Here is a 24,459-nt window from a genome sequence, read left to right on the forward strand (position 1 = left end):
AACACCACCGGCCCCACCCTCACCACCCACGTCCCCACCCTCATCACCGCCATCAAGCACAACCACATCCCCCACTCCTGACCGACCCCCGACAGGGTCCAGGCCGACCCCGGCCTGGACCTCGTCCCCGGCCGCCCGAAAGGCGAGCACTGTTCGTCTGCGACAGGAAACATCCCCGTACCCAGATTTTCGCGGCTTACACCTCAAGACGCACAGCACTTTCCACAACCTCAGACCACGTCGTTGTCAACGTCGGGGAACTTCGGCGCAGGTGCTGGTAGAGCGCTGGACACCGACCTAGTGTCGGGCAACACCCGAGCTGAGGCGGTGTCCATTGCCCACCGAAATCAACCGACGAACCCTGCTCACCGGACTGGGTTTCGCGGCGGCGTTCACCGCAGTGGGGGTTTCGCTCCCCACCGCGGAAGCCGTTGCCCTGCCCCCGATCCGCGACACCTTCCAGGGCCTGCTGGCGTTCCTGGTCCCCGGTGGGGACCGGTTCTCCCGGCACCAAGGCGTGACCTCCCAGACCGCAGGCGGGGTGGACGCCCTCGCCGCGCCCGCGCTGGAGTACACCTACGACCAGGCGATCCCGTACCCGTTGGTGGGCAGGCCGTTCGACCTGAACCTGCCGGGCGCGGCGGCGGTCGCCGCGATCCTCAACATCACCGCGAGCGCGGTGAACCCCGGCTCGAACCTCGGCCCGTTCGCCGCGGCGTTCGCGAACCTGAAGTACAGGGAGAAGGCCGAGGTGCTGCGCAGGCTGGAGCGGCCCGGCCTGGCCGACGGCACCCCGGCCCGATTCCTGATCAACACGATCCCCACCCTGGCCGCGTTCGCCGTCTACTCCGAGGCGCCGGTGTTCGACCGGACCACCCACCAGCTCACCCGGCGGCCGGTCGGCTGGGACCTGTCCGGCTACGCCGGGGTCAGCGACGGGTGGGCGGAGTTCCAGGGCTACTACCGCGGCGTCGACCGCGTCACCGACTGAGCTGATCGAAGCTGATCGAAGGAGTGCAGATGCGCGACGTGGTGGTGGTCGGGTCCGGCGGCGGCGGCCCGGTGGTGGCCAAGGAGCTCGCCGGTCGTGGCCTGGACGTGCTGGTACTGGAGGCGGGCGCCCGGCACCTGCGCCCGGAGCAGGAGTGGACCCGGCTGGAGGACGACGCCAACAACCCGATCACCGGCGTGCTGCGGGTGGGCCCGTCGAAGCGGTCGGAGGCGCCGTGGCTGCGGGACTTCCCGCAGAACTCCTTCGTCTGGCAGATCGCCGGGGTGGGCGGCACGACGCTGCACTACTTCGGCAACTGCCCTCGCCCGCCCGCCGGGGTGTTCGCGGGCTACGACGGGCCGGACAAGGCCGAGTACGACACCGCGCACCTGTTCCCCTTCGGCTACGACGAGTTCCGCCCGTACCTGGAGTGGGTGGAGCAGACGCTGCCGGTGCAGACAGCGCCGATGGGCACCAAGGAGTCCTTCTTCTTCCGCGGCGCCGAAGGGCTGGGGCTGGCGCACCAGACGACGAAGGACGTGCACGGCCCGGCCTACCGCGCGCAGGAGAACTGCATCCTGCAACCGCAGGGCACCGCGGGCCGGACCAACGACCCCCGGCAGTTGCTCTACCCGGACGCGCAGGGCTGCACGTTCTGCGGGCACTGCTTCCAGGGCTGCGTCGAACCCCGGCGCGCGCCGCGCAACCTCAAGGCCCGCCGGTCGACGGACAACTCCTACGTGCCGATGATGCTCACCGCCGACGCGTGGTCCCAGGGCGGCAAGGCGGCCGAGCTGATCACCGACGCGTACGTGGTGAAGGTGCTGATGTCCGACGGCGAGGCGCGCGGGGTCGTCTACCGGACGCCCGACGGCGCGCTGCACACCGTGGAAGCCAAGGTCGTGGTGCTCTCCGGCGGGTGCATCGAGAACCCTCGGCTGTGGTTCAACAGCGGCCTGCCCAACCCGAACGACTGGGTGGGGCGCGGGCTGACCGAGCACCACCTGGACTGGGTGTTCGGCGAGTTCGACTCCTACGTGGGTTCCTCGCGCGGCGCCGGTTCCAACGTCCGCTGCGACTTCCCCGGGTACGGCGGGGTGGAGAACGTCTGCCTGCCGCCCGCCCTGCAGAGCTTCGCCATGACCTTCAGCGACTCCGGCATCTCCGGCGTCTACGACAACGACAGCGGCGTGGGCGCGCAGGGCGCGGACACGCTCGGGCGGCTGGTCGGCAACGACCTCAAGAGCTCGCTGTCGAAGGTCGACAACCTGCTGACCGCGCTCGTGGTCACCGACGACGACGTGCAGGCGGACAACCGGGTGACGCTGTCGCCGATCCTGCCCTCCGACGAGCACGGCCGGGTGGCGCGGGTGGAGATCCAGCACCGCAAGCGCACCGCCCGCACCCGCCGCAACCGCGACTTCCTCGCCGCCAGGGCGGTCGAGCTGATGCGGGCCGCCGGGGCGCGCGCGGTGCACCGGATGGACTGGGCACCGCTGCTGCTGCACGTCCAGTCGAGCATGCGGATGGGCCTGGACCCGGCCACCTCCGTGCTGGACTCCGACGGCCAGGCGCGGTTCGTGCCGCGGCTGTTCATCGCCGACAACTCGGCGTTGGCCAACTCGGCCGGTGGGGCCAACCCGACGCTGACCAGTCAGGCCCTCGCCACCAGGACGGCGGAGAAGATCTTCCAGACCTGGTTCGGCGGGGACCCGTGGGTCAACGCGGAGTCTCCCACCTCCTCGATCGACGACCGGGTGACGGCCGCGGTGCTGGACCGGGACCTCTAGGGCACGATGGCGCCCATGAGCGAGCACGACGACCACCCCGACGAGCACGACCACCCGCACGCCTACACCAGCACCTACGTGCTCGACGGCGAGCCGATCACCTGGGTGTTCCACGACCACGACGGCGACTGGCGGGTGCTCGGCGAGACCGAGGTCACCAGCGACGACGAGGGCGTTGTGACCCACATCGAGGACCTGCTCAAGCTCGACCCCGGCCTGGCCGAGCTGATGACCCTGCCGATCGGCCACGCCGCCGAGCGGGCCGGGGTCGGCGCGGCCTGGGAGATCGGCGAGCAGTCCGAGGACGACGAGTTCGACGGCGACCGCGCCTGGACCACCCAGCCGGTCCTCGACGGCGAACCCGTCATCTGGATCTTCCACGACGAGGACGGCGAGTTCCAGTTCTTCGGCGAGACCGAGATCGACCTCGACGACGCCCGCGTGGTGGAACTCGCGGTCCTCGTCGAGCGCGACACCACCCTGCCCGACCTGGCCACCATCCCCATCGGCCACGCCGCCGAGCGCGAGACGCCCACCTCCCCGTGGACCATCGCCCCCTTCGAACCGGAGGACGAGGAGGAGTAGCCCTCCCCACCCCTGGCGCGTCGCCGCCCATCCCCGGGGCGGCGACGCGCCTGCGGCCCGCCTACCAGGTGGCCAGTTCGCACGCCCTGGCCGCGTGCCGGGGCCACACGCCGTGGTCGATCAGCCGGTCCGCGCACAGCTCGTTGTCCTGGAAGGAGCTCGCGCCCGTGCCGCACGCGTTCATGACGATGGGGTCGACGTCGTAGCCCCGGTCCGCCAGGTAGTCCAGGCAGAGGTTGGTGTCGGCCTGCGCGGGCGCGGCGGCGACCAGCGGGAGGGCGGTGGCGGCGAAGGCGGTGGCGGCCACGGCGACCGCGCGGGTGACGCTGAACATCGGTCATCACATCCTTGGTGTCGAGCCCCCGCCCCGGACGGCTCCCCCGTGGCGGGGGGCGTTGGAGCCCCCAGGGTTGCCCGCACCCGCCATGACAAGCGCCCCCACCCACCCGATCCGCCGATCGAGCCCGGTCCTCACCCGACCGTGCGCCACCAGCACCCCACGGTTCACCTGCGGTGCCGAAACCCCCTGCTCCCACCCCCGACCGTGCAGGAAACCCCACCCCCGTCAGGGAACCCCGTGGCAACCCCCCTCGGCGCCACAGCCAACGCCTCCCCACAACCGGCGCACGTCCACAACCGACCTGCGCCCACGACTGACACGCGAGCACGACCAGCACGCACCCACCCCACCGTCAGTCCACAGTGGACAAGCCCAGGGGGACCCCCGATTTCAACTCAACCACAGGGCACCGACATTCCGGAACCACCGGCCCTCAGCCTGTGGACAACACCCGTTGCGACAGCACGCAACCCTCCCAGCCGTTCAGGGTGAACCGCGACTCCTCGACGAACCCGGCCGCCCGGTAGTAGTCCACGAGCCGGTCGTCCACCCCGGCGAAGCAGTCCACCCGCAGCACCGGCAGCCCCAGCCTGCGCGCCTCCGACACCGCCAGGTCCAGCAGCACCCGACCGATGCCGTGCCCGGCGAACCGCCGGTCGACCACCAGCAGGGTCACGTAGAGCTGAGGCCCGCTCGCGGGTGGGATGTGCGGGGGCGCCTCCGGCCAGAGCATGATCGCGCCCACCGGTTCGCCCGCCACCTCGGCCAGCCACACCATGTGGTCCCGCACGATCTTCGTCACCCGCGCGGGCCGCTCGGACAGCGGCCGCTCCCCCCACTGCCCGGCCCGGCCGCGCGCGACCAGCCAGTCGACCGCGCCGTCGAGCATCGCCAGCACGGCGGGCAGGTCGGCGAGGCCGCCGCGGCGGAGGTCGGTCGCCAACCGCTCCGGCATGTCCCGGCTTCCCCTCTCCCTCAACACAACCACGTACACCGGTGTTCACCCGGCACGCCGGGGAGACCGCTTCGGACGGTAACGCGGCTCCCATCCCGCGTACACCCCCGACCTCGAACGGGCGCAGGCCCCCTACACCGCACCGCCCGCACCCGGCAAGGTCCGACCGGGCACTGTGGACGAATTCGGGGCCTGTGGATGGTTCGACGCACGAATCCGCGACTGCCCATAACGTGAACGGCATGACAGCAGCACCGGTCCTCGAACGCCTCCGCGCCGCGCTGCCCGCGGGCACCCTCCTCGACGACACCGGCGGCCACCGGCACGACGAGGCGGAGTGGGCCCCGCACGGCACCCCGGCCGCCGTCGTGCGCGCCGGGACGACCGCCGACGTGCTCGCCACCGTCCGCGCCTGCCTCGACACCGGCACCCCGCTGGTCCCGCGCGGGGCGGGCACCGGGCTCTCCGGCGGCGCGAACGCGGTCGAGGGCTGCGTGGTGCTGACCACCGAGGCCATGACCGCCATCCGGGAGGTGAACCCGCGGGAGCGGCTGGCCGTGGTGGAGCCCGGCGTGGTCAACGACGTGCTCCGGGCGGCGTGCGCGGCGCAGGGCCTCTGGTACCCGCCCGACCCGGCCAGCGCCCCCTGGTCGACCATCGGCGGCAACGTGGCGACCAACGCGGGCGGGGTCTGCTGCGTCAAGTACGGCGTCACCCGCGACTACGTGCTCGGCCTGGAGGTCGTCACCGGCACCGGGGAGGTGGTCCGGCTCGGTCGGCGCACCGCCAAGGGCGTCGCCGGGTACGACCTGACCGGCCTGCTGGTGGGCTCGGAGGGCACGCTCGGGGTGATCACCGAGGTCACCGTGCGCCTGCGACCGGCCCGACCACCCGAGCACACCGTGGCCGGGTACTTCGCCTCCGCGGTCGACGCCGGGCGGGCGGTGGCGGCCGTGGCCGAGGCGCGGCTGACGCCGTCGGCGCTGGAACTGGTCGACCGGCACTGCCTGGCCGCGGTCGACCGGTGGAAGAACATGGGCCTGTCCCTCGACGCCGAGGTGGTGCTGCTCGCCCGCACCGACGCGCCGGGGGTGGCCGGGGAGCAGGAGGCCGACGGGGTGTTGACCTGCTTCGAGCGCGCCGGGGCGACCTGGGCGGCCCGCTCCACCGACCAGGCCGAGGCCGACGCCCTGTTCGAGGCGCGCAGGCTGGCCTACCCGGCGCTGGAGCGGCTCGGGCCGGTGCTGACCGAGGACGTCTGCGTGCCGGTGGCGGCGGTGCCGGAGATGCTCGCGCGCATCGACGCCGCCGCCACCGCGCACGACACCCTCATCGCCAACATCGCGCACGCGGGCGACGGGAACCTGCACCCGCTGCTCATCACCCCGCCGGGGGACACCGCCGCCCGGGAGCGGGCGCAGGCGGCGTTCGAGCAGATCATCGGCGACGCCCTGGCACTGGGCGGCACCGTGACCGGCGAACACGGCGTGGGCCTGCTCAAGCGCGGCGGGCTGCGCGCGGAGCTGTCCCCGGCCGTGCTGGCCATGCACCGCGCGGTGAAGGCGGCGCTCGACCCGCGCGGCATCCTCAACCCGGGCAAGGTCTTCGATGTGTGCTGACCCGACATCCGCCGGGCGGGGGCCCCGACACCGGGGACGGCGCCGTCTTGCTCCCGCGTTGCACCCGGGGCGACACGCTGGTCCCGCCACCACCGAGGACGACGATTGGGGCCGGGCCGTGCGGGCAGACGTGAGCGGGATCGAGGCACCGGAAACCGCCGGTCGCGCGCGGTCGGTGTCCGAGGTGTGGATCGCCACCCACCCGGTGGACCCGGCCTTGGTAAAGTCGACGCCCGGGTCGAGAGGCGCTGCGACGGGGGCAACCCCGCCACGCTCGTCCCGCGAAGCAGTCGGCAAGGGCGTCTCCAACAGGAGAGGTGGGCCATTGGCAACTCCGTCGAGCGCCACGACAACTACCGGTGACCGGACTCGTGCCCTCGAGGAACTGCTCGCCCAGCGGGTGGCGGTCCTCGACGGTGCGTGGGGCACCATGTTGCAGGGCGCCAAGCTCAGCCCGGAGGACTTCCGGGGCGACCTGATCGGGGCGGACCACCCCAAGGACGTCACGGGTGACCCGGACCTGCTGAACCTCACCCGCCCCGACGTCATCCTCGACGTGCACCGGCAGTACCTGGCCGCGGGCGCCGACATCACCACGACCAACACCTTCACCGCCACCAGCATCGGGCAGGCCGACTACGGCCTGGAGTCGATGGTGCGCGAGATGAACCTGGCGGCCGCCCGGCTGGCCCGCCAGGCCGCCGACGAGGCGGGCGGCCGGTTCGTCGCCGGGTCAATCGGCCCGCTCAACGTCACCCTGTCGCTGTCGCCGAAGGTCGAGGACCCGGCGTACCGCGCAGTGACCTTCGACCAGGTCAAGGCCACCTACGCCGAGCAGATCGCGGCGCTGGCCGAGGGCGGGGTCGACCTGCTCATGATCGAGACGATCTTCGACACGCTCAACTGCAAGGCCGCCATCGCCGCCGCCCGCGAGGTCGCCCCGCAGCTTCCGCTGTGGATCTCGGTGACCATCGTCGACCTGTCCGGCCGCACCCTGTCCGGGCAGACCGTCGAGGCGTTCTGGCGCTCGATCGCGCACGCCGAGCCGCTGGTCGTGGGCGTGAACTGCGCGCTGGGCGCGGCGGAGGTGCGCCCGCACGTGGCCGAGCTGGCCCGCTTCGCGAACACCTTCACCGCCTCCCACCCCAACGCGGGCCTGCCCAACGCCTTCGGCGGCTACGACCAGACCCCGGCCGAGATGGCGGCCCTGATCAGCGAGTTCGCCGACAGCGGCATGGTCAACGCCGTCGGCGGCTGCTGCGGCACCACCCCCGCGCACATCGCCGCGATCGCCGAGGCGGTCAAGGGGATGCCCACGCGCGAGGTGGTGCGGCCGGAGCCCGCGACCCGGTTCAGCGGGCTGGAGCCGTTCGCCATCGGCCCGGACACCGGGTTCGTGATGATCGGCGAGCGCACCAACGTCACCGGTTCGGCCAAGTTCCGCAGGCTGATCGAGGGCGACAACCACCAGGCCGCGGTGGACGTCGCGCTGGAGCAGGTGCGCGGCGGGGCGAACCTGCTCGACGTCAACATGGACGCCGACCTCCTCGACAGCGAGGCGGCGATGGTGACCTTCCTGAACCTGATCGCCACCGAGCCCGAGGTGGCCCGCATCCCGGTGATGATCGACAGCTCCCGGTGGAGCGTGCTCGAAGCCGGGCTCAAGTGCGTGCAGGGCAAGGGCGTGGTCAACTCGATCAGCCTCAAGGAGGGCGAGGAGCCCTTCCTGGCCCAGGCGCGCACCATCCGCGACTACGGCGCCGGTGTGGTGGTGATGGCCTTCGACGAGCAGGGCCAGGCCGACACCACCGAGCGCAAGGTCGACATCTGCGCCCGGGCCTACAAGCTGCTCACCGAGGAGGTGGGTTTCCCGGCAGAGGACATCATCTTCGACCCGAACGTGCTGGCCGTGGCCACCGGCATCGAGGAGCACAACGGCTACGCCAAGGCGTTCATCGACGCGCTCCCGCTGATCAAGGAGCGCTGTCCCGGCGTGCGGATCAGCGGCGGCATCTCGAACCTGTCGTTCTCCTTCCGCGGCAACGACGTCGTCCGCGAGGCCATGCACTCGGCGTTCCTGTTCCACGCGGTCACCGCCGGGCTGGACATGGGCATCGTCAACGCGGGCCAGCTCGCGGTCTACCAGGACATCCCGGCCGAGCTGCTGGAACTGGTCGAGGACGTGCTGTTCGACCGGCGCCCCGACGCCACGGACCGGCTGGTCTCCTACGCGGAGAACGTCAAGGGCAAGGGCACCAAGCGCGTGGTCGACCTGGCCTGGCGCGAGGGCACGGTCGCGCAGCGGCTGGAGCACGCGCTGGTGCACGGCATCGTCGACTTCGTCGAGGAGGACACCGAGGAGGCCCGCCTGGTCGCCGCGCGCCCGCTCGACGTGATCGAGGGCCCGCTGATGGACGGCATGAAGGTCGTCGGCGACCTGTTCGGCGCGGGCAAGATGTTCCTGCCGCAGGTGGTCAAGAGCGCCCGGGTGATGAAGCGCTCGGTGGCCTACCTGGAGCCGTTCATGGAGGCGGAGAAGGAGAAGGCCCGCCTGGAGGGCCGCGAGGAGGCCGTGCGCGGCCAGGGCAAGGTCGTGCTGGCCACGGTCAAGGGCGACGTGCACGACATCGGCAAGAACATCGTCGGCGTGGTGCTGGGCTGCAACAACTACGAGGTCATCGACCTCGGGGTGATGGTGCCCGCGGCCACCATCCTCGACACCGCGGTCGCCGAGGGCGCGGACGCGGTCGGCCTGTCCGGGCTGATCACCCCGTCGCTGGACGAGATGGTGGGCGTGGCCACCGAGATCCAGCGCCGCGGCCTCAAGCTGCCGCTGCTCATCGGCGGCGCGACCACGTCCCGCCAGCACACCGCGGTGCGCATCGCCCCCGCCTACGACGGCACCACCGTGCACGTCCTCGACGCGTCCCGCGTGGTCGGCGTGGTCTCGGACCTGATGAACAGCGACCGCGCGGAGCTGCTGGCCGCCCAGACCAGGGCCGACCAGGAGAAGCTGCGCGTGCAGCACGCCAGCCGCCAGCACAAGGCCCTGCTGACCCTCGCGGCGGCCAGGGCCAACCGCGAGGAGGTCGACTTCGCCGACCTGCCCACCCCCGCGTTCACCGGCGTGCGGGAGGTGTCCCCGACCATCACCGAGCTCCGCGAGATGGTCGACTGGACCTTCCTGTTCCTCGCCTGGGAGCTCAAGGGCAAGTACCCGGCCATCCTTGAGCAGCCGGTGGCCCGCGAACTCTTCGACGACGCCATGGCCCTGCTGGACCAGATCGTCGCCGAGGACTCCTTCACCGCCCGGGGCTCCTACGGCTTCTGGGCCGCCCACAGCGAGGGCGACGACATCGTCCTCCCCGAGGTGGGTGTCCGCTTCCCGATGCTGCGCCAGCAGACCGAGAAGCCCGAGGGCAGGCCCAACCGCTGCCTGGCCGACTACGTGGCCCCAGAGGGCGACCACCTGGGCGGCTTCGCCGTCGCCATCCACGGCGCCGACAAGCTCGCCGCCGAGTACGAGGCCAAGCAGGACGACTACAAGGCCATCATGGTCAAGGCCCTCGCCGACCGCCTCGCCGAGGCCTTCGCCGAGTGGATCCACCTCAGGGCCCGCCGCGAGTGGTTCGAACCCGACGCCACCCCCGACCTGGCCGACCTGCACGCCGAGCGCTTCCGCGGCATCCGCCCCGCCCTCGGCTACCCCGCCAGCCCCGACCACACGGAGAAGAAGGACCTCTTCACCCTCCTCGACGCCGAATCCCACGGCATGGGCCTCACCGAGTCCTACGCCATGACCCCGGCGGCGGCGGTCAGCGGCATCATCTTCGCCAACCCCGCCTCCCGCTACTTCACCGTGGGCCGCATCAACCAGGACCAGGTCAAGGACTACGCCGAGCGCAGGCGGATGCCGGTGGGCGAGGTCGAGCGCTGGCTCCGCCCCAACCTGTCCTACGAGCCCCGCTGACCGACCCGCCGGTGCGGGTGACCGGATCACTGGTCACCCGCACCGGCGCGCGGCGTCATGCCGGTACTGAGTACGATCGTCGTCCTTGATCGTCTCGCGGAGGAGTCCTGGGTGAAGGCATCGGAGACAACACTCGCGTCACTCCTGCGCGGTGAAGTCCAGTTCCAGGTCCCGCTCTACCAGCGGACGTACTCGTGGACGGATGTCCAACTCGATAAGCTCTGGCAGGACATCCTGGAGCAGGCTGACCTGATCGCCACCGGTCAGACGGACGGCGCGGCCCACTTCGTGGGTTCGGTGGTCTTGGCCCCGTCGCCCAAGAGCGAGGCGACGTTCCCGCAATGGCTCGTAGTTGACGGCCAGCAGCGGCTCACCACATTGACACTGGTGCTGGCCGCGATCCGTGATCACGCGCCCGCCGCCGAACCCCGCAAGCGAGAGCGGATCGACGACCTGTACCTGGTGAACAAGTACCAGGACGACAGGGGGTACTTCCGACTCCTCCCTACGCAGGCGGACCGGACGTCTTACGAACAGCACATCAGGGGTATCCACGAGCACAGCGACCCGTCACGCATCGCCGAGGCCTACCAGTTCTTCGCGAACAAGCTGGTCGAGGCCGTTGCGACCGGTGACAGGCCACGGGATCCCGATCACATAGAGCAGGCCATCACCTCGCGGTTGACGCTCGTCTCGGTCACGGCGGATCGCGAAGACAACGTCCACCGCATCTTCGAATCCCTGAACAACACCGGCCTCAAGCTCTCCCAGGCCGACCTGATGCGCAACTACCTGTTCATGCGCTTGCCGAAAACCGGGGAAGAGGTCTACCGACGGCACTGGCTCCCCCTTCAGGAAAAGCTCACCGTCACCGAGTTGGAACAGCTGATGTGGCTGGAACTGGTTCTGGCCGGGGAGAGCAAAGTCCGACAGCAAGACATGTACAACGCCCAGCAGAAGCACTTCTCCCGAACATCCCAGACCGAGGAGGTGTTCGCCGGGTACATCGCCGAGCTGAACCGCAAGGCAGCTCTGTTCCTCCGGGTGCTCAAGCCGCTCGTCCACGAGACCGACCCGGAAATCGCCGGATACCTCGACCGCCTCAACCAATGGGCCGCCGAGACGACCAGGCCCACCCTGCTCCTGCTGCTCGACGAGCACCAAGCCGGACGCGTCACCAGGGACGAACTGCTCCTGTCGCTGTCCTACATCGAGAGCTTCCTGGTGCGCCGCACCCTGTGCCGGATACCGACCAACAACCTCAACCGGATCTTCCAGGACCTGCCCGGCCAGATACCGGCGGACGTCCGGATGCCGGAGGGAATCCACCGGGTGCTTTCGGCGGAGCGCCGGTACTGGCCCGACAACGAGACACTGCGGTATTCAATTCGGACACAGCCGTTCTACCAGTTCGGCCGCGGAAATCAGCGCCGGATGGTATTGCGGCGCATCGAGGAATCCTTCCAGCACTCCGAGCCGGTGGACTTCGAGCGGGCGGCGCTGACCATCGAGCACGTACTGCCGCAGAACCCGTCGGATGAGTGGTTGGCCCAGCTCGAAGAGGAGACCTTGGACGGCGAGACGGTCGCGGAACTGCACTCTCGGATCGTGCACACGCTGGGCAACCTGACTCTCAGCGGCGACAACGCGAAGCTGTCCAACCACGTGTTCGCCCGCAAGCAGGAAATCCTCGCGGGCAGCCACCTCGAGATGAACAAGCGCATCGCCGCGACCGAACGGTGGGGCGCCGCGGAGATCACCGCGCGGGCCAACGAGATCAGCGATGTCGCCACGTCGTTGTGGCCCGCACCGCTGGCGGGGGTCGGACGTGTCGAGCAGGGGCGCGATTGGGCGTTGCTGCACCGCGCGGTTGCCGCATTGCCCCGCGGGTCGTGGACGTCCTATGGCGACTTGGCCGCGCTCGTGGGTTCGAGCAGCATCGCCGTGGGCAGGCACGTCGTCGACAACGCGGCCAAGATGGACAAGGCACATCGGGTGTTGCGTTCAGACGGCCGGGTCGCGGACAACTTCCGCTGGCCCACCGGTTCCGACAAGGGCGACGTCTACGCACTGCTGCGCGATGAGGGAATCGACATCCCGGACGGCGGCCTGGCACCCCAGTCGCAACGGCTCACCTCGCAGGACCTCTCCGACCTGCTGGGCCTCGGTGAAACGGACGAGACCACCACGGAGGACAAGGACAGCTGGCGGGACCGGTTCCGCAGTCAGGTCGAGGCTGTGTTGACCGATGACGAGCGCTCCCGGCTGGACACCGTGCTCACCGCCTGGAAGGAAATGGGTGGCAGGCTCAGCTACGGCAAGGGTGACGTGGTGTCCTGCTTCCTGGAGTTGCCCCGGACCGACGCCCCGGTGATCTGGGCGGTGGTCGTCTATCCGAACCCGGCGGGCGTCCTGCTGGAAGTCGTTTTCCAGCACCTCGCGCGCAGGGTCCCCTTCGTCGATCCCAAGTTGCGCGACCAGCTCAGGGTGCGGTTGAACGCACTATCCGGAGTCGACATCTCCGAGGCGAAGCTGGCTTTGCGGCCCAACATCAAGTTCTCCGCCATCTCGGATGAGGACCAGGTGTCCGGCTTGGTGGGGGTTCTGCGCTGGTTCGTGGACCGGGCCGTCGAGGTGAACGGCTGAGCGTCAGGGTTCGATGATCGTCACCCCGTTGCCCGGGGTGGTGTCCATGGCGGTCAGAGCGGCGGGCGCCCCCGCCAGCGGGAGATGGCGGGTGATCATGCGATCCACCGGCAACCGACCCGAGGTGACCAGGCCCAACAGCGCGGGGTAGGCGTGGGCGGGCATCCCGTGGCTGCCCAGGACCGCCAACTCGTAGGCGATCACCCGCCCCATCGGCACCGGCGGGTCAGTCGGCAACAAGCCCACCTGGACGTGCCTGCCGCGCCTGCGCAGCGAGTTGATCGACCCCGCACACGTCACCGCGCTGCCCAACGCGTCCAGCGACAGGTGCGCACCACCCCCGGTCACCTCGACCACCTCGGCGGCCGAGGCCGCGACGGCCTCCGCACCCAGGTCCCGCGCCAGGAGCAGAGCCTGCGGGGAGATGTCCACGGCCACCACCCTGGCCCCGGCCGCCACAGCGACCGCAACCGCCGACAACCCCACCCCACCGCACCCGTGCACGGCAACCCACTCCCCCGGCGCCACCCGCCCCTGCGCCACCACCGCCCGAAACGACGTGGCGACCCGGCACCCCAGACCCGCCGCCACGTCGAACGGCACCTCAGCGGGCAGCCCGACCAGGTTGACCCCGGCGTTGTCGATCGCCACGAACTCCGCGAACGACCCCCAGTGGGTGAACCCGGGCTGGGTCTGGCGCTCACACACCTGCTGCGCCCCCGCCGCGCAAGCCGGGCAGCGCCCACAGGCGCAGACAAACGGAACCGTGACCCGGTCCCCCACCGCCCAACCGCGCACGTCAGACCCGAGCGCGGCGATGGTGCCCGCCAGCTCGTGCCCAGGCACGTGCGGCAGCGCGATGTCCGGGTCGTGCCCCTGCCACCCGTGCCAGTCACTGCGGCAGAGACCGGTGGCACCCACCTGGATGACCACCCCACCACGGGAGGGTGTCGGATCAGGCACCGACCGAACCGCCACAGGCCCGGCGAACTCCTCGAACAGCACAGCGCGCATGGGCGAAACGCTACCCAGGCGAACGCAGGCCCGCACCGAGCGCGGACCGCAGGCCCTTCACCCTGCTCGGATGCACCCGAACCAGAGCATGTCCACAAAGCCGGTCGACCACCCCAGAACCCCACCGGCGCAGCCACCGACCACCCCCAAATCCGCCGGCCCGCTGACCAAATGCCCAAGCAGATCCACCCACCCGGGCACCACCGACAAACGATCGGACCCTTGAAAACCCGCCAAGAGGAATCACGCCGCCAGCGCCCGAACAAGAACCCGCTCAGTCAGCAGAGAGGAACGGAACAACCTCACCAGGCGGATCAGCGACGAACTCGGCTTCCGCGAAAGCCACCGGAGCACGAAAGTCCACAGCCTCGAAATCGGCGAACCCGTCGAAGTGGGCACCGGTGAAGTCAGCGGGCCCGTCGAACACCGTGTCGCAGAACCGCGCGTGCCTGCGGAACCTGGCACCCGCCAGGTCAGCCGCCCCGGTGACGACGGCGTTGCCGAACCAGGCACTCCCGTGGAACTCCGCCCCCGCGAACCCCGCGCCCGCCTCGAACGCGACCCGGCCGTAGGACACGTCCGCGTGGAAGCGGGCGTCGCGGAACTGGGCTTCGGCGGCGAACGCGGCTCGGGCGAAGGTGGTGTCGCCGTGGAAGTCTGCGGCGCGGAAACCGGCGTCCGCCCAGTCGTCGGGGGCGTCGAACCGCACGTCGCGGAAGTCGGCGGCGCCGTGGAAGCGGGCGCCGCGGGCGGCGAGGCCGTCGTGGAAGCGGGCGCCGCGGAAGCGGGCCCGGCCGCAGAAGCGGGTGCGGCGGAAGCTGGTGCGCCCCTCGAACACGGCCTGGTCGAAGGTGACCGCGCGCGTGCGGCAGCCGGTGAGGTCGAGGTCGACCAGGTGCGCGCCGGTCAGGTCCAGGTCGAGGTCCGGCCAGAAGTCCGGGGCCGGGGTGGCCGGGTCGTCGCCGGGGCGCAGGTGCCGGGTCAGCACCCGCTGCACCGCCAGCCGCACCGCGACCTCACCCGCGGCGAACGGCGCCCGCAGGCACGCGCAGAGCACGTCGACCACGGCCTGCCTGCGGCCGGGGTCGGCGGCGGCGATGCGCTCCAGGGTGTGCAGGCCGCCGAGGCGCACCGGGTCGCGGTCCGCGCCGAGCTGGTCCACCGCGGCGGTGATGCGCTGCTCCACCGCCTCCGCCTGCGCGACCGCGGCCATCCGGCGGCGGTGGGCGAGGGTGTCGGCGGCGGCCTCGCGGCGCAGGGCCAGGTCGCGCTCGCGGTGGTCGAGGTCGGCGGCCGCGGTGCGCTGGACCCGCCAGAGCAGCAGCAGCCCGACCAGCCCACCCGCGGCGACCGCGGCCGCGAGCCCGGTCCACACCGCGTTCGCCCTGGCGCCCGCCGCCGCGTCGCCGCTCACCCCCCACCCGCCGGTCCACCACAGCGTGACGGCCCCCGCCGCGACGCCGACGACCAGGAGCGACACCACCAGCACCACCGCCCGGCCCGCGGGCGGGGTGGACGGTCGGGAAACGGAACGCGCATCGGTCACGCCGGCGATGATCCCAGGTCTAAGCTCGTTCACCATGATCGACTTCGAGAAAGCCTCCGTCTTCAAGCTCTCGCCCATCGACACGCGCGACATCGGACAGGATTTGGCCCCGATTCTCATCCCCGGCGAACGACTCGCCGCCGCGTTCAAGGGCGTCCGCGACTTCGTCGCCTTCACCGACAAGCGGCTCATCACGGTCAACATCCAGGGCATGACCGGCAAGAAGCGCGACTACACGTCCCTGCCGTACAGCAAGGTGCAGGCTTTCTCGATCGAGACGGCGGGCCACTTCGACCTGGACGCGGAGCTGGAGCTGTGGTTCAGCGGGCTGGGCAAGGTGCGGCTGGAGTTCCGGGGCAAGGCCGACATCCGGGCGCTGGGGCAGCTGATCGCCATGGGCTCGCTGTGAGGCGGTGCCGCGCAGCCCCGGATCGATCCCACCGCCGGGGGCCTGCGCGTTCCACATGGAATCGGTGAAGCACGAGCCGCTGACCGGGTCCGGACGCGCCGGTGCGGAACTGTCCGGACCTGATCGGCGGAATCCGGGGCGGCGTCCCGGCAGGCCCGCCTTCCGGGACGCCGTGGTCAGGTGCACCGCGAGGCGCGACGTCCTTCCTCGGTCACAGATAATGCTTCACTTCCTCCGGGACGTTGCGGCTGAACTGAGCCCCGTTGAACTCGGCGTCGCCACTGAATCGCACCCCGCTGAACCCGGCGATGCCGCTGAACCACGCCCCACCGAACCATGTGGGGCCGCTGAACCGCGCCCCACCGAACCCGGCGACGCCGCTGAACCGCGCCTCGCCGAACCCGGCGATGCCGCTGAACCACGCCCCACCGAACTCGGCAGTATCGCTGAACCGCGCCTTGCCGAACCCGGCGGTACCGCTGAACCGCGCCTCGCCGAACCCGGCGATGCCGCTGAACCGCGCCTTGCCGAACCTTGCGGCGCCGCTGAACCACGCCCCACCGAACCTTGCGGCGCCGCTGAACCACGCCTCACCGAAGCTGGCGGCGCGGATGGAGGTGCGGGTGAGGTCGAGATTGATGAGGACGGCGCCGGTGAGGTCGAGGTCGATGTCGGCCCAGTGCGTCGTGACCGGGTTGTCCCGGTCAGGCCCGGGGCGCAGGTGGTGAGCGAGGATGCGTTGGGCGGTGAGGCGGACTTCGCGTTCCTGGACCCGTTCTCGATGGGTGTCGATCAGCTTGGTGTCGGCGTCATCGGCGGGTGGGTCGCCGGGCATCGTGTAGGGCATGCGCAGGTACGCGCAGAGGACGTTGACGATGGTCTGGCGCTGGTCGGGGTGGTCTTGGGCGAGGCGTTCGAGGGCGTAGAGGCCGCCGAGGCGGACGGGGGCCTTGTCGGAGCCGAGTTGCTCGACGGCCTTGGTGTAGAGGTCGGTGATCCGCTGCGCGGCGGCGTTGGTCTCCGTGGTCGTGGCCACCCGGTCCTGGTTCGCCTCGGTGGCAGCGGCCACCCGCTCCTGGTGCGCCTTAGTCTCCACGGCGACCTGCTGCTGGTGGGCGAGGGCCCGCTCCCGGTTATCGAGGTCCGCCTCGGTGGAGCGCTGCCGCCGCCAGGCCAGGTACAGCCCGAACAGCCCACCGCCGCCGACTCCGATGCCGAGCCCGGTCTTGAGCGCGTCCAGCCGGGCCGAGACCAAGTCCTTGCCCTCCAGGCCTCGGGTCCCGCCCCACCACAACGCCACCACGACCCCCGCAGTGAGCACCGCGACCCCGACCACCCCTGTAACGATCTTCCACCGAGAAATTTCCGGTAACGCAGTCCGCCTGACAGGCGGAACCGCAAGCGGGTCAGCAGGCAATGGTGGAAGTGGTGTGCTCACACCCCGATCATCACCGCAGCAGGTCCCACCGTCCACGAGGGGTCAGGTCAGGGCGCCCAGGCGGCGGTAGTCGTGGCCGGGGAAGACCTTGGCGAGGTTGGCCTCGGTGAGGCCGAGGCGGCGGGTGACGAGTTCGCCGAGGAGGTCGCGGTGGTCGTTGCTGCCGGGGACGTCGCCGTGGTCTTGGACGTTCTCGGCCAGGCCGTCCCAGGCGCCCGCGATCGTGCGGGGGCGCAGGCCGCCGCCGAGCAGCAGGGCGACCGAGCCGTGGCCGTGGTCGGTTCCGGCGCTGCCGTTCTCGGCGATGCGGCGGCCGAACTCGGTCATGGTGAGCAGGGTGGTGGTGTCCAGGGCCGGGCCGAGGTCGGTGGCGAAGGCGTCGAGGGCCCGACCCAGCTCGGTGAGGTTGCGGGTCATGTCGGTGGCCAGGTCGGTGTGCATGTCCCAGCCGCCGAGGTCGACGCAGGCCACGCGCAGGCCCGTGCCGGACTTGATCAGGCGGGCCACGTCGGCGAGGGACTTGCCGAAGGCGCCGTCGGGGTACTGGGCGGTGGACTGGTAGGCCGTGGTGGCGATCGTGCCCGCCGTCCGCAGCGCCCCCAGGGTGGTCGCCGCCTGCGCCGCCAGGGGGTGGTCCAGGCCGGTGTAGAGGGTGGCGAGGGCCGCGGTGGTGCGCTCGTGCGCGCCCTCCCAGCCCGCGAGCCGGAACCCGTCGATCCCGCGCAGGGCCACCGCGCCCGATGTGCCGACCAGGGACCTCGGGAGGGTGCTGGCCTCGCCGACCGCGCGGAAGGTGGTGCCCGGCCCCATCTCCGCCAGGACCCGGTCCAGCCACCCGGAGCCCGCGGCGCCGCCGCGCTCCAGGACGTCCTGGGCCTGGAAGTGGCTGCGGGAGATGTCCGGCGTCGACAGGGCGGGGACGGCGGTGAACCTGCCCGCGTCCCAGTGCTTCTTGAGCGGCTCCAGGGCCGGGTGCAGGCCGAAGCCGCGGGCCAGGGGCAGCGAGCCGGACACCGCCGTCTTCGGGCGGGCGGCGCGCAGGACCGGGTCGTCGGCGGGGACCAGGACCGACAGGCCGTCCATGCCGCCGCGGAGGAACACCACGACCAGCGTGCCGGGGCCGGGGGCGCCGAAGGACACCCGGGTGGTGACCAGTTGGGCGCCCAGCGCCGCGACGCCCGCCATGCCCGCGCCCGCCAGCGCCCGCCTGCGGGTGAAGCCACCGCTCCACAGGCGGTCCCGGGTGCCGTTGTCGTGCTCGACGCGGGCCGCTCGGGCGCGCAGCAGGGATTCTTCCCGGTTGGGGCCGAGGCGGGCGGTGTCCGGGCAGTCGGGGTGCAGGTGATCAGTCACGGCGACCTCAGCGCAGGGCGAAGTAGGGGGAGTCGAGCACGACGGGGGCCAGGTGCGGGGCGGCCTGCGCGGCGGTGGTGCCGTCGAAGAACGCGACGAGGGCCTGGCGGTGCGCCGGGCTCATCCGCTGCAGCAGCAGGCGTTCGCACAGTGCGTCCACATAGGACTCCGCTGATCCCTTGGCGGGGACGAGGTCTTCCGGCTCGGTGTAGGTCAGGCCCTTCCACCAGCCCTGCACGAGGCCGCGGTGGCGGTTCCACACCTGCAGCATCGACCCGGCCGACGCCCACGCGCCCGCCACGTCCGGGTAGCCGTTGGGCGGGGCCCAGCCCAGCGGGCGCTGGCCGACCTCGTCGAGGCTCCAGTACAGGTCGGCGATGGACTTGGCGGTGTCCGACCCCGGCCGCACGTCCAGCGCGCGGGCCGCGGCGACGACGTTCTCCAGCGGGCGCCGCGTCTTCTGCCCGACCGACGCCCAGAACTCCCGCGACGACAGCAGCGCCTTGAGCACCGGCACGATCTCGGTGTCGGACTCCAGGTACACGGCGGCGAGCCGGTCGACGAGCGCCTTCGGCGGGTCGTCGGCGACGAACCGGACGGCGAGCTTGCGGGCGATCTGCCGCGCCGTCGCCGGGTGGGTGGCCAGGTGGGCGAGGTAGCGGTCGCCCAGGGCGAGGCCGCCGGGGCCGGAGGCGTTGGCGTCGCGGAAGCCCATGACGGCGACCGGGCCGGTCCAGTGCCACCCGGGGTCGTACTTGAACTCCCCCTCCTTGGTGGTCGTGCGGCCGGTGAGCAGGAAGGCGCTGTTGCGCACGTCGTCCTCGGTGTAGCCCGCGCCGACGCCGACGGTGTGCAGTTCGAGCAGTTCGCGACCCAGGTTCTCGTTGACCGACTCCTTGCGCGACTCGTCGTTCGACAGGTAGCGCAGCATCGCGGGGTGGCGCATGGCCGCGGTGAGCATGGCGCGGAAGGAACCCAGCGCGTGCGCCCGGATCACCGTGTTGTGGTACGACGGGCCGACGTCCCAGGCGCCGTCGCTGGGCAGGGTGACGTTGAGGTGGTTGGCCCAGAAGTCGACCACCACCTCGTGGACCTGCCGCCGCGACCAGAGCTGCCTGGCGAGGGTGGCCTGGGCGTGCGCGAGCATGGCGTCCCAGCCGTACTCGCGCACCGCGCCGCGCACCTGGGCCGGTGACATCGCCGCGAGCGGGAACGCCCGCCACGCGGCGTCGCCCTCGGCGTCGGGCACGGTGTCCGGGGCGAGCTGCGCGGCCAGCCAGCGGTCGATGCCGACCTGGCGGACCTCGGCCACGGTCTGCGGGTTCGGCCCGAAGGTGAAGCGGCGCAACAGGTGCAGCTCGGGGGCGGAGGTGTCGAGGATGGTCGGCACGGTGACCTTCGTGGCGGCCGCGGCGGCGGCCGGGCCGGAGAACAGCTCGGCCGGGTCCGGGGCGGCCGAGCCCGCCTGCCCGCCCGCGCCCGCGGTGTAGCTGTCGTCGCGGTCGAGGTAGGTGCCGCCGTCGGCGGGTGTGGTGGCCGCCTTGCGCGGGGTGCCGTCGGCGCGCGACCGGGGCGGCGGGGGTTCCTCGCCGTCGTCGGGGGTGAACAGGCCGCTGCCGATGATCGGCACGCAGGCCGCCGCACCGAGGCCGCCGCCGATCAGCGTGGCGAGGAGCTTGCGCCTGCTGCCCGTGCTCTGACCCTGGCCCCGACCCTGACCACCTGGCTCATCGTCCGGCGAACCGTCCACAAGACCCCGACTTCCTGTGCGCCGCAACCACTCGGGTGGGCAGCGACCGTTCGGATGCCGGGAACGGTAGCCACCGGGGCACCGCGCGGATACCCCCGAACGGCGCAAGTATATCAACGCCGTGACTGAAGCGTTATTCAGTCGAGACACGCACCTAGTGCGCCGGGCGACCCCCACCGGGGGGCGCCGGCAGGGGTGGAGCCCGTGGTGCGACGGCTGCGCACGGCGGTGTTCCGGGCGGCAGGCGGCTGCGCCGGTGGGTCCGGGGTGCTCGGGCGGGTCAGGGGCGGGTGCTGATCCAGGCGGCGATCTGGGAGCGGTTGGTCAGGTTGAGCTTGCGCAGGATGTGGTCGACGTGGCTTTCCGCTGTGCGGCGGGCGATGACCAGGCGTTCGGCGATGTCGCGGTTGGTCAGGCCCTCGGCGACGAGGGCGGCTATCTCCAGTTCGCGCTTGGTCAGGGTGCCGCGCGGCGTCGCGGTCGGGGCGGGCTGCAAGGCCGCAGTCGGGGAGGTGCGGAGACCGCGGGCGTAGGCCTGGTCGTAGCGGGTGGGGCCCAGTTCGGCGCGGAGTGCCTCTACCTCGGTGGTGTGGGTGGTGCCGATGGCGGGGTAGGCGCCGGGGTTGGAGCCCATCAGGGCCCAGATGCCGCCCGCCACGCCGAACAGGAATGCCGCCTGCTCGGGTGAACCGCCCTTGGCCGCCGCGGTGGCGAGGAGTTCGGCGGTGAAGGCGGCGGTGAAGCGGTTGCCCAGGTCCCACTGGGCCCGCAGGGCCTGGCGGCCGGTGGACTCCGCCTCGGCCCAGTCGCCCTCGGCCAGGGAGACCCGGGCTTTGGCGTAGAGGAGCCAGCCGCGGAAGTAGTGTTCGCCGCAGGCGCGGCTGAGGGCCGTGCCCTCCGCCAGCAGGGCCTTGGCCCCCTCGGTGTCGCCGGAGAGGCCGAGGGCCTGGGCGGCGAAGACCAGGGCGAACAGGCGGTCCGACACCAGGTCGTCGCGGGTGCGGAAGACCGCGAGGGCCTTGTCCAGCAGGGTTCGGGCTGCCGCCAGTTCTCCGCCGTAGACCGAGGCGATGCCCCAGGTGCTGGCGACGCGGGCGCGCAGGACGCGGTCGCCGTGCTGCTTGGCGACCTCGCCTGCCGCGGTGAGGTGGGTGGCGGCGGCAGGGACGTCGGTCTGGCCCAGGGCGGACAGACCCGCCAGCCACAGGGCGGTGCCGCGCTCGGGGGCGTCGTCGGGGATGCCGGGCAGGGTTCGGTCCATCCACATGCGGGCCTCGCTGAGCAGCCCGTGCAGCGTCCAGTGGTGCATCATCGCCAGGCCCATCCGGACGGCGACGACCGACTCGCCGGGGGTGCTGACGCAGTACTCGGTGGCGACCCGGAAGTTGGGTTGGTCGCGCCACAGCCTGCGCACCCAGGTGAGCTGGTCGGGGCCCAGCCAGGCGGCCGCGAACCGGTCGGCCACCACGGCGAACCAGTCCCGGTGCAGCCGGGCCACCGCGGCGCGCTCCCCGGCCGACTCCAGCCGTTCGGCGCCGTACTCGCGGACCGCGCCGGACATCCGGTAGCGGGCGACGCCGTCGTGCTCCTCGCGGGTGAGGACGGACTTGTCCAGCAGTCCGTCGATGGCGGCGAGGACGTCGTCGGGGCCACCACCGCCGTCGGGGCCCGCGCACACGTGCTCGGCGGCGTCGAGGTCGAAGGTGCCGGAGAAGACCGAGGCGCGGGCCCACACGCGGCGCTCGGACGGGGAGCACAGGCCGTGGCTCCAGTCGATGGTGGCGCGCAGGGTGTGCTGGCGCTGCGGGGCGGTGCGCGACCCGGCGGTCAGCGTGGGCAGGCTGCGGGTGAGGCGCTCGGCGAGCTGGCCCGCCGACAGCGCCCGGATGCGCACCGCCGCCAGCTCGATGGCCAGCGGCAGGCCCTCCAGCCTGCGGCAGACCTCGGCGACGTCGGCGGCGTTGTCCTCGGTGACCGCGAACGCCGGGACCACCGCCTGCGCCCGGTCGACGAACAGCCGCACCGCGTCCACCTCGACCAGCGCGGTGACCGGCAGCGGCCCCTCCCCCGGCACGGCCAGCGGCGGCACCGGCAGCACCCGTTCGCCGTCGACGCCCAGCGACTGCCTGCTGGTGGCCAGCACCGCCACCCGCGGGCAGCCCTGCGCCAGCGCTCGCACCAGGTCCGCGCACGCGCCGACGAGGTGCTCGCAGTTGTCCAGGACCAGCAGCAGGGCTTTGTCGCGCAGGTGGTCCACCACGACCTCCAGCGCGGGCCGCGGGGAGCGGTCGTGCTGGATGAGCTGGTGGGCGACGACCTCGGCCACCATCGCCGGTTCGCGCAGCCCGGCCAGCTCGACGACCGCGCGGCCGTCGGGGAACCGGTCGGCGACGTGCGCGGCGACCCGGTCGGCGAGCCGGGACTTGCCCACCCCGCCCGGCCCGGTCAGCGTGACCAGCCTGCGGGTGGCCAGCAGCCGGGCGCCCTCGGCGATCTCCGCGGTGCGGCCGACGTGGCTGCTCAGCCCCCACCGGTCGGCGAAGCCCGCCGACTCCGGCGGGAGCGGGTCACCGTCCACTGCGCACACCCATCGCCCCGCGACACCGTCCCCCTCCGCCTGCCCGGTCGGACACGGCCGGGTGACCGTATCGGTTGCTCCGGCGGGTCACCAACCACGCGTCCACCTGGCGGAAAAAAAGCAGGCCCCCTCCCGGGTGGGAGGGGGCCTGCCGTGACAGGAGCTGACTACTTCTTGATCGCCAGGTCGATGTCGATGGTGTTGCCCGAGCTGGTCACGAACGGGGCGATGAAGTCGCTGAGCGGACCGCAGTTCGCGGGCTGCGCCAGGTTGTAGGTGCCGGTGATCTTGCCGCCCTTGAGGACGTCGAAGTTGCCGACCGACTTCAGCGCGATGTCGGTGGGGTTCGCCGACTTGCAGGTGTCGCCCATGTAGATCGGGATGCCGAACAGCGAGACCTGCGTCAGCACGATGTCGAGCTTGCCGTTGAAGGTGATCGCGCCGGTGGCGACGGTGCCGCTGGCGGTGCCGACCGGCTTGAAGGCGATCGACGCCTCGGTGGGCAGGATGCCGAGGACCTTGAACTGCCCGTTGGTCGGGTTCAGCTTGAGGTCACCGGTGTACTTGCCCGCGGCCAGGTCGGCCACCGCGTTGAACTCGCCGCCGAGCTTGACGCTGCCGCTCAGCGTCTTGAGCGTCGAGCTGCCGGTGAGGTCGTAGCTCACCTTCACGCCGTTGCCCGGGGGCGTGGTCGGCGGGGTGGTGGGGGGCGTCGTCGGCGGGGTCGTCGGCGGCGTGGTGGGCGGGGTCGTCGGCGGCGTGGTCGGCGGCGTCGTGGGAGGCGTCGTCGGCGGCGTCGTCGGCGGGGTGGTGGGCGGGGTGGTCGGAGGCGTGGTGCCACCGCCGCCGCCGATGGTGAAGGTGTGCAGCAGGTTGTTCTGGCCCGGCACCTGGGTGCAGGCCGAGTCGAAGGTGCCCAGACCGGTCTCGGTGCCGTCGGCCTTCTTCGGGGTCAGGGTCAGCTTCAGGTCACCGACGGTGATCTTGGCCTCGCCCGGCTGCGTGAACGACAGCGACGGAGCGGACCCGGTCGCGGTCACGTCGAACGCGCCCGAGGCGGGGACGTTCGTCTTCGGCACCGTGATCGGCACGTTGACCGGCAGGGTGATGCCGGGGGCGGCGACGGTCGAGGCGGCCAACCCGGAGCCCTCGATGGTGGTCGCGCCGACCAGGGTCAGGCCCTGGGTGGCGGTCTCGGGGACCGTGGCGATCGCGGTGATCTTGATGGCGCCGCTCTGCTCGCCGGTGGCCAGGTTCTTCGGCAGGTCGGTCTTGATGACCGCCTTGATGTTCTGGTTGCCGATCAGCGGGAACGGGCAGGTGTAGTTCAGGGTCAGCGAGACCGGCTCCGCGGAGCTGCTGCCGCCACCGATCAGCAGGCCTGCCGCGACGAGCCCGGCGGCCGTGGTCACGGTGATGCCAGCGACCATCTTCTTCGGGACCTTGCGAGGACTCACGGTCTTCCTTCCTCAGGT

The 24,459-nt window shown here is 71.7% G+C and carries 16 protein-coding genes; 7 read left to right on the forward strand and 9 right to left on the reverse strand.

Annotated features, from left to right (window positions below):
* Positions 1–334: 334 nt before the first annotated feature.
* Genes L6E12_RS33200 through L6E12_RS33210 form a run of 3 tightly spaced genes read left to right on the forward strand, consistent with a single transcriptional unit; the run spans position 335 to position 3,366 of the window.
* The gene (locus tag L6E12_RS33200; protein ID WP_236231877.1) at positions 335–991 is read left to right on the forward strand and encodes a hypothetical protein; all 657 of its coding nucleotides are present in this window, start codon (positions 335–337) and stop codon (positions 989–991) included.
* Between the two features lie 29 nt (positions 992–1,020).
* Entirely contained in the window at positions 1,021–2,781 is a 1,761-nt protein-coding gene (locus L6E12_RS33205; RefSeq protein ID WP_236231878.1) for a GMC family oxidoreductase N-terminal domain-containing protein, read from the forward strand.
* A gap of 15 nt (positions 2,782–2,796) precedes the next feature.
* Entirely contained in the window at positions 2,797–3,366 is a 570-nt protein-coding gene (locus tag L6E12_RS33210; protein WP_236231879.1) for a hypothetical protein, read from the forward strand.
* Positions 3,367–3,427: 61 nt separating this feature from the next.
* On the opposite strand, the gene L6E12_RS33215 is transcribed toward L6E12_RS33210, so the two are convergent.
* Positions 3,428–3,700, reverse strand: coding sequence for a hypothetical protein (locus L6E12_RS33215; RefSeq protein ID WP_236231880.1), 273 nt, complete (start codon positions 3,698–3,700; stop codon positions 3,428–3,430).
* Positions 3,701–4,139: 439 nt separating this feature from the next.
* A complete protein-coding gene (locus L6E12_RS33220) occupies positions 4,140–4,661 on the reverse strand; it encodes a GNAT family N-acetyltransferase (protein WP_236231881.1) in 522 nt (173 codons plus the stop codon).
* A gap of 242 nt (positions 4,662–4,903) precedes the next feature.
* Between L6E12_RS33220 and L6E12_RS33225 the strand changes: the two genes are divergently transcribed.
* From L6E12_RS33225 to L6E12_RS33235, 3 genes are all read left to right on the forward strand, one after another.
* A complete protein-coding gene (locus tag L6E12_RS33225) occupies positions 4,904–6,280 on the forward strand; it encodes an FAD-binding oxidoreductase (RefSeq protein WP_236231882.1) in 1,377 nt (458 codons plus the stop codon).
* A gap of 325 nt (positions 6,281–6,605) precedes the next feature.
* Positions 6,606–10,250, forward strand: coding sequence for a methionine synthase (metH, locus tag L6E12_RS33230; RefSeq protein ID WP_236231883.1), 3,645 nt, complete (start codon positions 6,606–6,608; stop codon positions 10,248–10,250).
* 111 nt (positions 10,251–10,361) lie between these two features.
* Complete coding sequence (locus tag L6E12_RS33235; protein ID WP_236231884.1) at positions 10,362–12,896, forward strand: DUF262 domain-containing protein; 2,535 nt, start codon at positions 10,362–10,364, stop codon at positions 12,894–12,896.
* Positions 12,897–12,899: 3 nt separating this feature from the next.
* On the opposite strand, the gene L6E12_RS33240 is transcribed toward L6E12_RS33235, so the two are convergent.
* Positions 12,900–13,910 (reverse strand): alcohol dehydrogenase catalytic domain-containing protein, encoded by a 1,011-nt coding sequence (locus L6E12_RS33240; RefSeq protein WP_236231885.1) that lies wholly within the window; start codon positions 13,908–13,910, stop codon positions 12,900–12,902.
* Between the two features lie 274 nt (positions 13,911–14,184).
* Positions 14,185–15,456, reverse strand: a complete 1,272-nt coding sequence (locus tag L6E12_RS35215) for a pentapeptide repeat-containing protein (RefSeq protein WP_308075427.1) — start codon at positions 15,454–15,456, stop codon at positions 14,185–14,187.
* Between the two features lie 34 nt (positions 15,457–15,490).
* On the opposite strand from L6E12_RS35215, the gene L6E12_RS33255 reads away from it, so the two are divergent.
* The gene (locus L6E12_RS33255) at positions 15,491–15,865 is read left to right on the forward strand and encodes a PH domain-containing protein (protein ID WP_236231886.1); all 375 of its coding nucleotides are present in this window, start codon (positions 15,491–15,493) and stop codon (positions 15,863–15,865) included.
* 211 nt (positions 15,866–16,076) lie between these two features.
* On the opposite strand, the gene L6E12_RS35620 is transcribed toward L6E12_RS33255, so the two are convergent.
* From L6E12_RS35620 to L6E12_RS33280, 5 genes are all read right to left on the reverse strand, one after another.
* The gene (locus L6E12_RS35620; RefSeq protein ID WP_236231887.1) at positions 16,077–17,201 is read right to left on the reverse strand and encodes a pentapeptide repeat-containing protein; all 1,125 of its coding nucleotides are present in this window, start codon (positions 17,199–17,201) and stop codon (positions 16,077–16,079) included.
* A gap of 144 nt (positions 17,202–17,345) precedes the next feature.
* Positions 17,346–18,656, reverse strand: a complete 1,311-nt coding sequence (locus L6E12_RS33265) for a DUF1501 domain-containing protein (RefSeq protein ID WP_236231888.1) — start codon at positions 18,654–18,656, stop codon at positions 17,346–17,348.
* 7 nt (positions 18,657–18,663) lie between these two features.
* Entirely contained in the window at positions 18,664–20,406 is a 1,743-nt protein-coding gene (locus tag L6E12_RS33270) for a DUF1800 domain-containing protein (RefSeq protein WP_236231889.1), read from the reverse strand.
* Between the two features lie 280 nt (positions 20,407–20,686).
* Positions 20,687–22,984: a LuxR C-terminal-related transcriptional regulator gene (locus L6E12_RS35625; protein WP_236231890.1), complete on the reverse strand. Its 2,298-nt coding sequence runs from the start codon at positions 22,982–22,984 to the stop codon at positions 20,687–20,689.
* Positions 22,985–23,151: 167 nt separating this feature from the next.
* Entirely contained in the window at positions 23,152–24,441 is a 1,290-nt protein-coding gene (locus L6E12_RS33280; RefSeq protein ID WP_236231891.1) for a DUF6801 domain-containing protein, read from the reverse strand.
* Between the last annotated feature and the right edge of the window lie 18 nt (positions 24,442–24,459).

It is taken from the genome of Actinokineospora sp. PR83 (genome assembly GCF_021056305.1).
GTDB classification, from domain to species: domain Bacteria; phylum Actinomycetota; class Actinomycetes; order Mycobacteriales; family Pseudonocardiaceae; genus Actinokineospora; species Actinokineospora spheciospongiae.